The sequence below is a fragment of the Stenotrophomonas sp. SMYL89 genome, from assembly GCF_036319985.1.
Classification (GTDB): Bacteria; Pseudomonadota; Gammaproteobacteria; order Xanthomonadales; family Xanthomonadaceae; genus Stenotrophomonas; species Stenotrophomonas maltophilia_Q.
The window spans coordinates 1-14071 of record NZ_JAWIRW010000015.1 but is presented as its reverse complement, the minus strand read 5'-3'; the positions used below and the strand labels follow the sequence as shown (position 1 = coordinate 14071).

The following is a 14071-nucleotide window of genomic DNA, read 5'->3' as shown; positions in this document are numbered from 1 at the left end:
GTTTCACCTTCAGTTGGGGTCTAGGGTCAGGCTGCCTGGCCTGCCGGTAGCCGCGCAGTGACGCAGCTGCGCCTCGCGCCAACGCCGGTAGAGCGTGGTATGCAGATTGTGCACTGCCAGGTCGATCGAAAACGGAGTTCTCGGGTTGCGGTCGAGCAGGCGGGCGATGTGGTAGCCGATGGGACGTATACCGCGTGGGTGCACATAGATCACGAACTGCTGGTAGAACGGATCGTCCAGCAGCTGGTCCATGCGTGCCAGCGTGGCGTGGTAGCGCGGTTCCAGCCGTGCACGAAGGTCCGGATCGCGCTCGAACAGCAGGCGCTCGAAGTAGCGCTGGCCGATACGCGGGATGTCCTGCGCGAGTTTCCATAGTTCGACATTGCGCTGGTCGTACCAGGCCAGGCCGCCGTGCGCAGCCAGGGCCTGCGCGGCCTCCTCGCCCACCGACACCACCACGAAGTTCTCGGCCTGGTTGCTCAGGTCGTCCAGCGTGCCCTTGTCGTACACATGTTCGATGAAACCAGGCACGCCGACGAAGGCCTGCCGGCCCATCGCCGATGTGCGTATCGCCTTGCCATCGGCGAAGAGATCACCCGCATGTGCGCCGAGCAGGATGCTGTCGGTCTCGTGCAATGCGAGGAAGGTGCCGATCGACAGTTCGTCTGCGGCGAATTCAGCATCGAATGCCGTGTCGCCATACAGTTCGCGCTGGGTGGCCAATTGAGCGACCTGGCGACCGACCCCGCATTCGGCGCGCACATTGCCGCTGTAGAACGCCTGCAGCGCCTGGCTGTTGCCCGCAGTGGGCGCGAAACCACGGCCGAAGCTTCGCGTGCGCTGCCAACCTTGCACCTGTGCGCCGTGCAGACCGAAGCCGATCCAACCGAGCTGCAGGCCAGAGAAACGGAATCCTGGATTGCCCTGCAGTGCACTAGCGGCACGTTGCGTGGCGGCGCCCAGTTGGAAGGCGTAGGCGCAAACCGTAGCTGGATCGTCCAGCACCTGCTGCAGCAACGCCTTGCGCGCTACAGCGGGCATGTCCACCGGCCATTGCACGCGCAGATCGCCCGCCGCCTGTGCCTCCGGCAGCGACGCGCGCGTGCACACAGGACCACCATGCACCTGCGGTGCACTGATCGCGCGTGCTTCGAAGTGCCAGCCCAGGCGCTGCAGCAGCCCTTGTGTACAGTCCAGCGGCGTGGCTGTCGCGCCCAGCGCAGGCAGCAGCAGGGCCACGGCCATCCATCTACCGCGCACAATCAACCCTGGTCCGTGCTGGCCGGTGGGGGTTCGGGAGTTGCAGACGCGGGAGGCGCAGGCGTGCCGGTGTCCGATGGCAGGTACTGTTGCAGGCGCTGGAAGAAGCGGCGATAGAACTCGGCATCGGTGACCGTGCTGCTGGCCACCTTCACCAGCGAGTCGTCGTTGCTGCCGAACGGCAGCGACACCGAACCCAACGCGCCAACACCGACGCTGGCCGAAGTCGGACTCTTCTTCAACGCATAGCGATCCTGCACGGCACTGACGAATACCAGTGTCTGGTTCCCCCGTGGTGCGCAGGAAATGCGCAGCACCAGCTGCTCATGGTCGTCCTCGCGCGGCTGGAAATTCTTGTTGCCTTCCACCTGCGCCGTGTCGGAACGGGCGATGGCATAGCCCTGGCTGAGCAGGGTGCGCCGCGCAGCCTCGCACGCATCCCCCGGGCGACCATCGACGGTACGCGAGAAGGTATCGCTGGAATCAAAGGATTCGCGCAGCAGCGTGCTGTCTGCGGCACGACCACCACAGGCCGACAGGATCAGGGCGCCGGACAGCGCCACGGCAACGCTGGAAAGACGGGAGGCCCGCATGGGTACTCCTGCGAGGACGGTACCGCCAAGGGTAGTCCCGCCACCGTGTGCGGCAGGTCGACAACGCCGCCCACGTTGTTCCCGGTTCATGCGCCGGTAGCGCCGGGATCAGGTCCCCAGACGAAGAGGGGCCGGCAATGCCGGCCCCTCGGGTATACACGCGTCCTGCCGGCTCAGTCAGCCCAGCGGCCGGCACCGGTGGACTGCGGCAGCACCTGCGCCGACAGCGGGCGGTCGTTGGCCAGCAGGTTCACCGCGTCGGCCAGGATCGAGGCCGACTCGCGCAGCAACGGGTCCGGACGCTTCTCGGCGGCCTTCTCGCGGGCGGCATCCTTCACGATGTCGCGCTCGTTGCCGGTCAGGCCGTCGTCGTTGCTGTCATCGGCCAGCGGGTCCAGGGCCAGGCCCAGTTCCTTGCGCATCGCCTGGCGCTCCTTGCGCTGGGTGTCCTGGCGCTCACGCTCGGCGCGGCGGGTGGCCTCGTTGAGCGAGATGTACTTCTTCGCGGCCTCGGTGCGGAACTGCTGGACGTCCTCGTTCCACCACTGGAATTCCTTGTCGGCGGCAATGCGCGCGTCATGGCGGGTTTCCAGCTTCGGCAGCAGCGGCGCGAAGTTGCCGTACTGGGTGTGCGGCACGGCAGCGATGCGGGTCCACGGCAGCGCGTTGTCGTAGGTGCTCTCGCCGAACTCGGTGGCATCGACGCTGGCCGGGAAGGCCAGATCCGGCACCACACCCTTGTGCTGGGTGCTGCTGCCGCTGATGCGGAAGAACTGGGCGATGGTCAGCTTGACCTGGCCGAAGCGCTGGGTCTCGCCACTCGGCCAGCGATCCAGGTCGACGATGTTCTGCACGGTGCCCTTGCCGAAGCTGGTCTCACCGATCACCAGGCCACGGCCGTAGTCCTGGATGGCACCGGCGAAGATCTCCGAGGCCGAGGCCGAACCGCGGTTGATCAGCACCGCCAGCGGGCCGTCCCACGCCACGCCCTGGTTGCGGTCGCTGTTGACGGTGACGCGGCCACCGGACTCACGCACCTGCACCACGGGGCCCTGCTCGATGAACAGGCCGGTCAGTTCGATCGCCTCATCCAGCGAACCACCACCGTTGTTGCGCAGGTCCAGCACCACGCCATCCAGCTTGTCGTTCTTGAAACCGGCCAGCAGCTTGGCCACGTCACGGGTCGCCGAGGCATAGTCGGCCGCATTGCGGCGACGGCCTTCGAAGTCCTGGTAGAAAGTCGGCAGCTTGATCACGCCGATCTTGCGCGCCGGTTCGCCATTGGCGGCCGGAATGGTCATGGTCTCGCCCTTGGCAGCCTGTTCGGCCAGGCGCACCTTCTGGCGGGTCAGCACCAGCGTGTGGTGCTTGCCGTCGGCACCCTCGGCGGCCGGGATGAACTCCAGCTTGACCTGGGTATCCTTGGCGCCGCGGATCTTGGCCACGACATCGTCGATGCGCCAGCCGATCACGTCCTCGACCAGGCCGGACTTGCCCTGGCCAACGCCGACGATACGGTCACCCGGTTTCAACGTGCCGTCTACCGCCGCCGGGCCACCGGCGATGATCTCGCGGATCACCACCACGTCGTCCTGGCGCTGCAGCTGCGCGCCAATGCCTTCCAGCGACAGCGACATCGCCTGGTTGAAGTTCTCGGCGGTGCGCGGGGTGAAGTAATCGGTGTGCGGATCGACCGCACTGGTGTACGAATTCATGAAGAACTGGAAGACGTCCTCGCCCTTCAGTTCATTGACCGACTTTTCCAGCGTGGCGTATCGCTTGTCCAGCGTCTTGCGGATGTCATCCGGCTTCTTGCCGGCCAGCTTCAGGCGCAGCCAGTCGTTCTTGACCGACTTGCGCCACAGCTCATCCAGCTCGGCACTGCTGGCCGCCCACGGCACCTTCTTGCGGTCGTACTCGAAGCGTTCGTCGGTGGTGAAGTCCGGCTCCTGCTTGAGCAGCTTGCGCGCATAGGCCACGCGCTCCCCGACGCGCTGCTTGTAGACGGCGAACACCTGGAACGCCGGCTCCAGCTCGCCACCACGGATGGCCGAGGAGATGTTGGCCTCGAACGGTGCGAAGCGCGCCACATCGGCCTGGGTGAAGTACTGCTTGCCGCCGTCCAGCGTTTCCAGATAGCGCTTGAACACGTCCTTGGAGGTGGCCTCGTCCAGCGCCCGAGGGCGGTAGGCGTAGCGGCTGTCGGACAGCAGGCCGTACACCAGCTTGGAGGTGGTCACCTGATCGGCGGTTGCCGCGGCGGGCAATGCCGGCGAGTCGGCCTTGGCCGCCAACGCCAGCGGCGCGACCAGCGCCAGGGCCATCAGGAATGCGGGGGCTTTGAATTTCATTGACGTGCTCGAAGGCGCCTTGCCAAGGGGGAGACTGCGTAGTGTTCAGACACCACGACAGTGCCGAAAGTTGCCGGGTTTGTCACCCGCCCACATCCGGTGGAAAACCAGCCTAGCGGGGCCGGTGTAGCAAATTGTGAATGCAGGCGAAGGCTGGGCCGGCCCTGTAGAGCCAAGCCTGTGCTCGGCTGTGCGACCGAAAGCAGCCGAGCATGGGGCTCGGCTCTACGGCAGGCAGAGGCGTGCGAACCAAGGTTCGCACCCACAGGAAACAATCCCCCCACCGGCTGGGCGTCAGGAAACCCCTGCGCCCTTGGCCTGGACGTCGGCGTGGTACGACGAGCGCACCATCGGGCCGGAGGCCACGTGGCTGAAGCCCAGCGCGTAGCCGTAGTCTTCCAGCGCCTTGTAGTCTTCCGGGGTCCAGTACTTCAGCACTGGATGGTGGTGCGCGGTCGGCTGCAGGTACTGGCCGATGGTGATCATGTCCACGTCGTGCGCGCGCAGGTCGCGCATGGTGGCCTTGATCTGTTCGAAGTCTTCACCCAGGCCCAGCATGATGCCGCTCTTGGTCGGCACCTCCGGGTGCTGCGCCTTGAAGTTCTTCAGCAGGTTCAGCGACCACTGGTAGTCCGCACCCGGGCGCACGTTGCGGTACAGGTCGGGCACGGTTTCGATGTTGTGGTTGAACACGTCCGGCGGGTTCTGCGCCAGGATCTCCAGCGCGCGCTCCATGCGGCCCTTGCCGCGGAAGTCCGGGGTCAGCACTTCGATGCGGGTGCCCGGCGACTTCTCGCGGATGGCGGTGATGCAGTCGACGAAGTGCTGGGCACCACCGTCACGCAGGTCATCGCGGTCGACGCTGGTCACCACCACGTACTTCAGGCCCATGTCGGCCACGGTCTGGCCGAGGCTGGCCGGTTCGTTGGCATCCGGCGGCTTCGGGCGACCGTGGGCCACGTCGCAGAACGAGCAACGCCGGGTGCAGACCTCACCGAGGATCATGAAGGTGGCGGTGCCGTGGCCGAAGCACTCGTGGATGTTCGGGCAGCTGGCTTCCTCGCACACGGTCACCAGGCGGTTCTCGCGCAGCTTGGCCTTCAGGTTCTGCACGGCATTGCCCGAAGGAATGCGCACGCGGATCCAGGACGGCTTGCGCAGCACCGGCGCATCGGCGAACTGCACCGGCGAGCGGTTGATCTTGTCACCGCCCAGCTGCTTGACCCCGGCCTGCAAAGGCGCGGCGGACGGGGAGTCGCCCTGCACGATCTGCAGGGGAATGGAACGGGCGGTGGTTTCAGTCATGGCAGTTCCGGGGAGCGGTCAGGCGGCCGCAGAAAGATCGGGCAGTTCGGGGGTGTGCCGCAGCAGCAGGCCGAACTGGCGGGCCAGGTGGTCCAGCAGCACCGGCTTGACGGCCTCCATCCCGGAGGGGCCGCCCAAGTCTACCACCGAGGTCACCTGCAACCCCTGATAGCCACAGGGATTGATGCGGTGGAAGGGTTCCAGGTCCATGGCCACATTGAAGGCCAGGCCATGGAAGGTGCAGCCGCGACGCACGCGGATGCCGAGTGCAGCGATCTTGGCGCCACCGACATAGACACCCGGGGCGCCCTCGCGCCGTTCGGCACCGATGTTCCACTCGCCCAGCGTATCGATGATGGCCTGTTCGATGCGGCACACGTAGTCGCGCACGCCGATGCCCAGCCGCGGCAGGCGCAGCAACGGGTAGACCACGATCTGGCCGGGGCCGTGATAGGTCACCTGGCCGCCACGGTCCACATGCAGCACCGGGATGTCGCCCGGCGCCAGCACGTGCTCGTCCTTGCCGGCTTGGCCCAGGGTGAACACCGGGTCGTGCTCGACGACCCACAGTTCGTCGGCATCGGTGTCGCTGCGCTGGTCGGTGAAGCGCTGCATGGCACGCCACACCGGCTCGTACGCCTGGCGGCCGAGGTCACGGACCACCGCCGGACGCGGCGCACGGTCTTCCGGGGCGGCGTCGGCCGAGCAGCTGTCGGCTACAGCGTCCACTTCACTTCCGGGTGGTCGCGCAGCGCCTGGTGCGCCAGGTCGTACTGTTCGCGGCTCTCGGCCTTGAACACGATGCGGACGGACACGTACTTGCCGTTGGAAGAATGCTTCCAGCTGATGCGTTCATTGACGACATCGATGCCGGCAGCCAGCAGCAGGCGGGGGAGCTCATGTTCCAGGCCGCGGTTGGCCGGGCCCATGGCGCTGAGCTCGAACTGGCCGGGGAACTGGAAGCCGTGGTCGGGGTTGTCGGACTTGATTTCCATGGACCCATTATCGGGCCGCAGGGCAACAAACCCAAGAGTATTCATCAAAGTCAAAGGCGGCACGGGCGAGCCGCTGCGTTGCAGCGAGCGGCGGCGCCCCTGGTGGCCAAACGCCAGCTGACTGGAACCGGCGCGCTGCGGGCCGGATCCGGCCATGGCACCGATCGCACGCATGTAACGAATTGTGTCCGCCGGACAATGTTGTTTTCGGAACAGACAAGTGATCGGAAAGCGCTCGTTCCGCCACGTACTCACGCGTACCGTGTCGTTGCATAAATCGACAGACAACCGCCCCCTTCCCCATGAGCATTCCATCCATGCGTAGCGTCGCAGTCCTCGGGCTGTCCGGCCTGCTGGCCGCCCCCCTCCCCCTTGTCGCCCAGGCGGCCGAACAATGTGGCCCGGACGCGATGCGCGACCACCCGCCGCAGGTCAACTTCCGCGTCGACAACGACCTGTTTGGTGGCCGCCACCAGGACCAGGGCTATACCAACGGCGCGCAGCTGACCCTGGTCTCGCCCAACCTGGTCGACTACACCGACGACCCCTGCCTGCCGCGCATGGCGCGCTGGGTGAACCAGTACCTGGAAGGCCTGCACCCGGGCAGGTTCGAGCAGCAGAACATGATCTTCAGCATCGGCCAGGGCATCTTCACCCCGACCGACCCGACCCGCCGCGACCTGATCGAGGATGACCGCCCGTATGCCGGCGTGCTGCTGGTCAGCTTCGGTTTCAACGCACGCAGCGGCGACCGCCTGCAGACCACCCAGCTGGCCGTGGGCGTGGTCGGGCCGTGGGCACAGGGCAAGCAGGTGCAGGATGCCGTGCACAACATCCTGGGCGACAAGAAATTCGAAGGCTGGGACAACCAGCTGCACAACGAGCCGGTGTTCATGCTCACCCACGAGCGCATGCGCCGCTGGCCGGCCGATGCCAGCGTCAATGCCGGCGGCTGGGGCTGGGATGCGATCAGCCACTATGGTGGTGCGATCGGCAACCTGGAAACCAAGGCCAACGCCGGTGGCGAAGTGCGCTTCGGCTGGAAGCTGCCAGACGACTTCGGCAGCACGCCGCTGCGCCCGGCCGGCGAGAACACCGCGCCGACCCGTGGCGGCCGCCCCAGCGGCTGGTCCTGGCACCTGTTCGCGACCGCCGACGCAGCATGGGTGATCCGCGACATCACCCTGGACGGCAACACCTTCCGCAACAGCCACAGCGTGGACAAGCGCCACGTGGTGGCCCAGGGTGGCTACGGCGTCGCAGTGATGCGCGGGCGCTGGAAGTTCGCAGTGGCGCGCTACCACAGCACCCGCGAGTTCAATGGCCAGCGCCAGTCGCCGGTGTTCGGCAGCTTCACCATCAGCCGCTCGCTGTAAGCGAGGGGCTGATGGTGAAGCGGGTGGGTGCCGACCGTTGGTCGGCACACCGGTTTGCGCCGCTCGCTGCATAAGGCACATCGTCCGCCGGGCATGACCCGGCGGCATTGCCCAGGCAAAGGCCGAAACAGGTGACCTCCAGGCCGCGTTGAACCTCGAAAGGGTCCACCCGATCACAGGCCATCGACGAAGTGGGCTGAAAGTACAACTTGTCTCATGGCACTACCGCTGGCGCCACGCTATCTCTGTTAGCACTCCGAGCAGAGGGCCTGTCATGCACCAACACCGACATGCGTTTCGCATGGCATCGGGTATAGCAATCACCGCATGCGCCACATTCCCGACCACTGCGTCGGCTGGCGATCTGGTTGAACACTGGATGGAGACCTCCCAGGAAGAGATCCTCGCCTACTGGACGAACGAAAGACTGGCTGCTGTGCCCGACAAGGGAGACGCTCCCATCAAGCCGCCGGGGCAGGATCCTCTGCAGACCGACGGTGACCCGTGGCGGGGCACAGGACCACACCCTGTGGGTGTCGGGCGGCTTTTCCTGACACGCCCGGATGGCAAGGACGCTTCGTGCACCGCCACCGTGGTCGACAGCCTTGGTGGCGACATCCTGGTGACAGCGTGGCATTGCCTTGCGCAGCTGGACGAGCAAGGTGCGGTCCACTGGAGCCACCACCTTCTCTTCGCACCATATTTCGAGAATGGCACTGCCCCGCTGGGAAGGTACCCAATACGGCGGATCGTCGCACCGCAGGCCTCGATTTCCGGCGCACTCGACACCAGTTTCCTGCAGACCCACACCGGTGCATCCGGCGAAGGACCGGCGCGCCACGCTGGCAGCCAGGCCATCCGCTTCGATGAGCGACCCGCAGCCGGTCCCCGCGTTACGTTCGGCTACCCCGTTTCAGCCAATGGCATCGGCCTCATCCCCCCGACGCCCTGGTACGAATTCGGAAATCCCGAATACACCGGCCAGCAACTGGCCTATTGCGCCACTGCACGCGTTGAACTTTCGGCGTGTCGACCCTTCGGTTCGGAGAAAATTCTTCAGTGGGGCCTTGCCTGCGTGCAGGGCCCGGGCTCCAGCGGAGGACCGGTACTGGAAGACTTCGATTTCGACAGCGGCCATGGAGTCGTCGTGGGGGTAAACAGCATGGGCGTGGTCAACGACGGCCGCGCCCACCTGTGTTCGGCCGAGACCGAGGCACTGGCTGAGCGTGCCTACCGGTACATCCAGCAGCAGACCCCCTGAAGCTTCAAGGTTCTCCATTCAAGCCTGCATCGCGATTCCAAAGGAGAGAAGAAAAAAGGCCGGCATTTGCCGGCCTTTTCCTTCACCACACCGGGGCGTGGATCATTCCGATTCCCACCACATCCAGAAGCTGTCCCACAGGCGCTTGAAGAAGCCGGCCTGCTCGACGGCAGCCACGGCCACCAGCGGTGCCTCGGCGATGACCTTGCCATCCAGGGTGACCTTCACGGTGCCGATCTGCTGGCCAGCGGTGAACGGTGCTTCCAGGGTCTTGGGCACGTCGATGCTCGGCTTCAGGTCGTTGTAGCGGCCGCGCGGCACGCTGACCAGCATCGGCTGGGCCACGCCCAGCTGCACCTTGTCGGTGGTGCCCTTCCAGACCTTGTGCTCGGCCACGGCCTTGCCCGGCTCGTACAGGCGATGGGTCTCGAAGAAGCGGAAGCCCCAGTTCAGCAGGGCCAGGCTGTCATCGGCACGCTGCTTCTCAGACGCACCACCCAGCACCACCGCGATCAGGCGCTGGTCGCCACGCTGGGCCGAGCTCATCAGGCAGTAGCCCGCCTCGGAGGTGTGGCCGGTCTTGATGCCGTCCACGCTGCCATCGCGCCACAGCAGCAGGTTGCGGTTCGGCTGCTTGATGTTGCCGACCTGGAATTCCTTGATCTTGTTGTACGCGTAGGTTTCCGGGTAATCGCGCACCATCGCGCGGCCCAGCAGTGCCAGGTCGTACGCGGTGCTGTGGTGGCCCTGCGCGGTCAGGCCGTGCGCGTTGACGAAGTGCGAGTCCTTCATGCCGATCTTGGCGGCGTAGCTGTTCATCAGCGAGGCAAAGGCTTCTTCGCTGCCGGCCACGTGTTCGGCCAGGGCGATCGCGGCGTCATTGCCGGACTGGATCGCCATGCCCTTTTCCATGTCTTCCAGGCGTGCAGTCTGGTTGACAGGGAAGCCGCTGTAGCTGCCGTCGGTACCGGCGCCACCTTCGCGCCAGGCGCGCTCGCTCATCATCACCTGGTCATCTGCACGGACCTTGCCGTTCTTGACCTCGGCGGCGATCACGTAGGACGTCATCACCTTGGTGATGCTGGCCGGGGCCAGCTGCTCGTGGACGTTTTCACCGGCCAGCACCTGGCCGGTGGCGTAATCCATCAGCACCCAGGCCTTGGACACGCTCGGCGCCGGGGCCGGCGGAGTGGCGACGGTGGCCGGGGCGGCAGCGGCAGCGGCGGGCGCCGGCGTGGCCGGAGTCGGCAGCGGCGTCTGGGCGGAAGCCAGGCCCACCACCAGGGTGGCGGCCAGGGCGGTGGCGGCGGAACGGAAATTCATTGGACAGCAGGCTCCAGGGGACGGCCGGGAATGGAGGGTGGAACGTAACGGCCATTGTAAGGCCGGGGGAGCATGGGCCGGCAGCACCGGCCCGGGCGGATCAATCCTTGACGATCTGCGGCGAACCCAGGCCAAGACCGGCGATGCGACCGACAAGTTCCGCAGCACTGGCATGGTCGCTGGCAGGAACGCGCAGGCGGAACAGGGTACGGCCACCGGCGGCGATGTCGCTGATGGTCGCGCCCACGATGCCGGCGGCACTGAGCTGGCCCATCGCGCGGTTGGCGTTGTCGCGGTTGGAGAAGCTGGCGACCTGCACCATCACCGCGCCGACCACCTGCTGCGACAGGCTGGGTGCGGCCGGGGTGGCACGCACCGGTGCCGGTACCACCGCGCGCGGGGCAGCACTGGCCACCACGGCCGATGCCGGTGCCGTACTGCGCACCGGCGGCGCGCTCGGCGGCAGGCTGCTGACCGCCACGTCCGGCACGGTGCTGGCCACGCCCTGGGTGGTGGCCGGCTGGCCACGCGCCGGGGCGCCATCGGTGGGCAGGCGGTTGACCAGGCGATCGATGTCGCTGTCGGTGGAAGCACGCGGAGCCGGCACCGGGCGCGCACTGGCCACGGCGGCGGCGGCTTCAGCAGCGCGACGCTCGCGACGCGACGGCTTCTGCGCCATCAGGTTGCTCTCACCCGGCTGCAGCGCGCGCACCTCGACGTTGCCGGTACCGCGCTGGGTGATGCCCAGCCGCACAGCGGCGGCGTAGCTGAGATCGACCACGCGGCCATCATGGAACGGGCCACGATCATTGACGCGCACGATCACCGACTCGCCGTTGTCCAGATTGGTCACGCGGGCGAAGCTGGGCAGCGGCAGCGTCTTGTGCGCGGCGGTGAACTGGTACATGTCGTAGACCTCGCGGTTGGAGGTCAGGCGGCCATGGAACTTGGCGCCGTAGTACGACGCGGTGCCGCGCTCGACGTAGTTGCGGGTGTCGTCAAGCACGTTGTACGACTTGCCCAGCACCACGTAGGGCGACTTGTTGCCGATCGCCGAACGTTCCTCAGCGGTCACTTCCGGCTCGGGAATGCAGGCCACGTTGGGAATGTAGGTGGGCGTGCTGTCCTTCACCCCGGGCTTGTACAGGCCACCGGCAGTGTAGTTGCCGCGGGTGCTCAGGTCTTCCTTGGCTGCCGCATAGGGCGAACCTTCCGGGCAGTGCGCCGGTCGCGAACCGCGGCCCTGCACCAGCGTGCCGCTGGACTTGCCACCATGACCGGCCGTGGCCGGCTTCTTCGGCGCGCTGCTGCAGGCCGCCAGCGCGAGGACGATCAAGCTCGGGACCAGCCATCTGATGTTCATGCCGGGGGCAGCTCCTGTCCGGCGATGGCCTGGGACAGCTGGAACACGGCCATCGCGTACATCTTCGAGAGGTTGTAGCGGGTGATCGCGTAGTAGTTCTGGAAGCCCAGCCAGTACTGCTTGCCGGTGCTGCCTTCAAGCGTGATCGGAGTGGCGGTGGCGCCCGGCTGCACCGGCGCGCTGGGCTGGTAGCCACGCTGCGCCAGGTCGGCCAGCGACCAGGTGGGCATCCACTCGGTCGGGTTGAACTCATCGCGGCCCGGCGCCAGCGTAGCCGGCACGGCCACCTGGCCGCCACGCACCCAGCCGCCCTTTTTGACGAAGTAGTTGGCGATCGACGAGAACACGTCGTCGTAGCTGTTGAACAGGTCGCGACGGCCATCGCCGTTGCCGTCCACCGCGTAATCAAGGTAACTGGACGGCATGAACTGGCCCATGCCCATCGCACCGGCATAGCTGCCCTTGAGCGTGGTGATGTCGAGCTTTTCTTCGCGCCCCAGTTCGAACAGCTTGGCCAGCTCATCGCGGAAGAACAGCTCGCGGCGCACTTCGCGTTCCAGCTTGGCCGGATCGCCGCTGCGCGGGTAATAGAAGGCCAGCGTGTACAGCGCATCGAGCACACGATGGCTGCCGGCGTTCTTGCCGTAGCTGGTTTCCACGCCGATGATCGCCACGATCACTTCGGCCGGCACGCCGGTGCGCTGCTGCACGCGATCCAGTTCAGCGCGGTGTTCGGCCAGGAACGCGCGGCCACCATCAATGCGTGCCTTGCTGATGAACATCGGCCGGTATTCGTTCCACGGCTTGACCCGCTCGGCCGGGCGCGACATCGCGGCGATGATCGCCTGGCGCACCTGCGCCTGGTCCAGCACGCTGCTGATCTGCTCCGGCTTCAGGCCATAACGCTTGGCGGTATCGGCAATGAAGCGCGCCCGCGCGGTCTCGAACGGCACCGGGGTGAGATCGACCGGCGGCGCGGTGGCTGCGGTAGCTTCAGGTGCTGCCTCGGCCGGGCCATGGGCCTTGGTGGCGGGCTGGCGCGGCGTACTGCTGGCCTGGGGCGAAGACGGTGGGGACTTCGGCTGGGTCGCGCAGGCGACCAGGCCGAGGGTGAGCATGCAGGCCAGAGTGCGTCGAATCATCGTCGCAGGTTAGCAGGTCATGGATGAATTAAAACCCCTAACACCATGAATCACAACGATTTGCCCGCGTTCAGCGGGAAATGTGAAGACGTCGTGATCGTGCTTCCCCATTCAGAGAGAGGTGGCCGGTTGCGTCCCCATCCCCGCAGACGCAACCGGCGACCGGATCCGGTCGATACCTGCGCGGCTGCCGCTCCCCAGTGGCAGTACCCCGCGCTCCTTGTATCCGTTGGATCAGTACTGCTCCCGCCCGACGCCCCCCTCGCGCTGCAACGATTGACGGCGCGCCGTGCCGAACGGGCCGCCATTGTGCAGGCCGATTACGACAAGTCCATTGATCAGGATCAACGCGGCGTAAAAGTGTGAACTCCTTAACAATTTTTCTGGACTTTGGTCGGTGGGCGGGCGTCCGCGCGTTGTTGTGAGAACGCTTCCACAACAGGCGTTGCGCAGAGTCAGGAAGGTTTCATCCAACGGCGCAGCCCCTCGTGGGTGGCCGCGCAAAGCAGTTCATGGGTGGGGCCGGGTAGATGGGCTGCGCAGGGGGCGCTGCAAGTACGTCCATGTAAGCTCGGTCGCCGCTTGCTCGTGTGCGCTGTCCTGCGCACACGGCAAGACCCGGGTTGGGCGTCCTGCCCAACCCGCCCGAGGCATGCCTCGGGCCCATGCGGCTCACGCCCCTGCGCAGCCCATCTACCCGGCCACGGACAGGCTCCCGTGCGCGTCCACCCACGGAAAAGAAGAGAAGATCAAAAGCAAAAGCAGCCTGGCAGGCCGCTATTTGTAGAGCCGAGCCCATGCTCGGCTTCGCGGACCCGGCGGAAAGGAGCCGAGCGTGGGCTCGGCTCTACACGAGCAAGCGCAGCGCTGCGATCGGCTGTTGATTTTCTCTTTCTTCTCCGTGGGTGGCAGACCGCCAAAATCTGTCTGAGGCCGGTGGGGGGGGGGGGGGGGGGGGGGGGCCCCCCCCCCCCGCGGCGCCCCCCCCCCCCCCCCCCCCCCGCCCCCGCCCCCCCCCCCCCCCCCCCCCCCCCCCCCCCCCCCCCCCCCACCCGCGGCTTCTGCTTTCCGAGACCCCCCAGACACCACCCACGAGGGGCTG

At 66.5% G+C, this 14071-nt stretch carries 11 protein-coding genes; 2 read left to right on the top strand and 9 right to left on the bottom strand.

All coding sequences use genetic code 11. The features are described 5' to 3' along the window. Positions 1–9: 9 nt before the first annotated feature. The 6 genes from V3B41_RS16315 to V3B41_RS16290 form a co-directional block, all read right to left on the bottom strand. Entirely contained in the window at positions 10–1245 is a 1236-nt protein-coding gene (locus tag V3B41_RS16315) for a hypothetical protein (RefSeq protein WP_100443682.1), read from the bottom strand. Positions 1246–1262: 17 nt separating this feature from the next. Then, positions 1263–1853 (bottom strand): DUF2242 domain-containing protein, encoded by a 591-nt coding sequence (locus V3B41_RS16310; RefSeq protein WP_197632642.1) that lies wholly within the window; start codon positions 1851–1853, stop codon positions 1263–1265. Positions 1854–2026: 173 nt separating this feature from the next. Further along, entirely contained in the window at positions 2027–4204 is a 2178-nt protein-coding gene (locus V3B41_RS16305; RefSeq protein WP_049429375.1) for a carboxy terminal-processing peptidase, read from the bottom strand. Positions 4205–4498: 294 nt separating this feature from the next. Further along, entirely contained in the window at positions 4499–5509 is a 1011-nt protein-coding gene (gene lipA, locus V3B41_RS16300) for a lipoyl synthase (protein ID WP_049429374.1), read from the bottom strand. An 18-nt stretch (positions 5510–5527) separates the two neighbouring features. Then, on the bottom strand, positions 5528–6238 hold the full coding sequence (gene lipB / locus V3B41_RS16295) for a lipoyl(octanoyl) transferase LipB (protein ID WP_100443683.1): 711 nt from the start codon (positions 6236–6238) through the stop codon (positions 5528–5530). Continuing rightward, positions 6226–6504 carry a YbeD family protein gene (locus V3B41_RS16290; RefSeq protein WP_005411067.1) on the bottom strand — a complete coding sequence of 93 codons (279 nt, stop codon included), beginning with the start codon at positions 6502–6504 and terminating at the stop codon, positions 6226–6228. The genes lipB and V3B41_RS16290 overlap by 13 nt, the downstream gene beginning before the upstream one ends. Before the next feature lie 317 nt (positions 6505–6821). Here V3B41_RS16290 and V3B41_RS16285 point away from each other — a divergent pair, with 317 nt between their 5' ends. Both V3B41_RS16285 and V3B41_RS16280 read left to right on the top strand, forming a co-directional pair. Then, a complete protein-coding gene (locus V3B41_RS16285; RefSeq protein WP_329861687.1) occupies positions 6822–7880 on the top strand; it encodes a lipid A deacylase LpxR family protein in 1059 nt (352 codons plus the stop codon). 379 nt (positions 7881–8259) lie between these two features. Next, entirely contained in the window at positions 8260–9141 is an 882-nt protein-coding gene (locus V3B41_RS16280) for a hypothetical protein (RefSeq protein ID WP_049432837.1), read from the top strand. Positions 9142–9243: 102 nt separating this feature from the next. Here V3B41_RS16280 and V3B41_RS16275 read toward each other — a convergent pair whose 3' ends face one another. The 3 genes from V3B41_RS16275 to mltB all read right to left on the bottom strand — a co-directional run bounded on the left by V3B41_RS16275 (position 9244) and on the right by mltB (position 12969). After that, positions 9244–10464 (bottom strand): D-alanyl-D-alanine carboxypeptidase family protein, encoded by a 1221-nt coding sequence (locus V3B41_RS16275; RefSeq protein ID WP_049447834.1) that lies wholly within the window; start codon positions 10462–10464, stop codon positions 9244–9246. A gap of 100 nt (positions 10465–10564) precedes the next feature. Beyond that, positions 10565–11827 (bottom strand): septal ring lytic transglycosylase RlpA family protein, encoded by a 1263-nt coding sequence (locus tag V3B41_RS16270; protein WP_049432842.1) that lies wholly within the window; start codon positions 11825–11827, stop codon positions 10565–10567. Further along, positions 11824–12969: a lytic murein transglycosylase B gene (gene mltB / locus V3B41_RS16265; RefSeq protein WP_049432845.1), complete on the bottom strand. Its 1146-nt coding sequence runs from the start codon at positions 12967–12969 to the stop codon at positions 11824–11826. The genes V3B41_RS16270 and mltB overlap by 4 nt, the downstream gene beginning before the upstream one ends. Between the last annotated feature and the right edge of the window lie 1102 nt (positions 12970–14071).

Bases quoted from the DNA above. Each gene is read 5' to 3' on its own strand.
- V3B41_RS16290 (WP_005411067.1), bottom strand. From the start codon at position 6,504: ATGGAAATCAAGTCCGACAACCCCGACCACGGCTTCCAGTTCCCCGGC.
- V3B41_RS16305 (WP_049429375.1), bottom strand. From the start codon at position 4,204: ATGAAATTCAAAGCCCCCGCATTCCTGATGGCCCTGGCGCTGGTCGCG.
- V3B41_RS16270 (WP_049432842.1), bottom strand. From the start codon at position 11,827: ATGAACATCAGATGGCTGGTCCCGAGCTTGATCGTCCTCGCGCTGGCG.
- mltB (WP_049432845.1), bottom strand. From the start codon at position 12,969: ATGATTCGACGCACTCTGGCCTGCATGCTCACCCTCGGCCTGGTCGCC.
- V3B41_RS16275 (WP_049447834.1), bottom strand. From the start codon at position 10,464: ATGAATTTCCGTTCCGCCGCCACCGCCCTGGCCGCCACCCTGGTGGTG.
- V3B41_RS16315 (WP_100443682.1), bottom strand. From the start codon at position 1,245: ATGGCCGTGGCCCTGCTGCTGCCTGCGCTGGGCGCGACAGCCACGCCG.
- V3B41_RS16280 (WP_049432837.1), top strand. From the start codon at position 8,260: ATGGAGACCTCCCAGGAAGAGATCCTCGCCTACTGGACGAACGAAAGA.
- V3B41_RS16285 (WP_329861687.1), top strand. From the start codon at position 6,822: ATGCGTAGCGTCGCAGTCCTCGGGCTGTCCGGCCTGCTGGCCGCCCCC.
- V3B41_RS16310 (WP_197632642.1), bottom strand. From the start codon at position 1,853: ATGCGGGCCTCCCGTCTTTCCAGCGTTGCCGTGGCGCTGTCCGGCGCC.
- lipA (WP_049429374.1), bottom strand. From the start codon at position 5,509: ATGACTGAAACCACCGCCCGTTCCATTCCCCTGCAGATCGTGCAGGGC.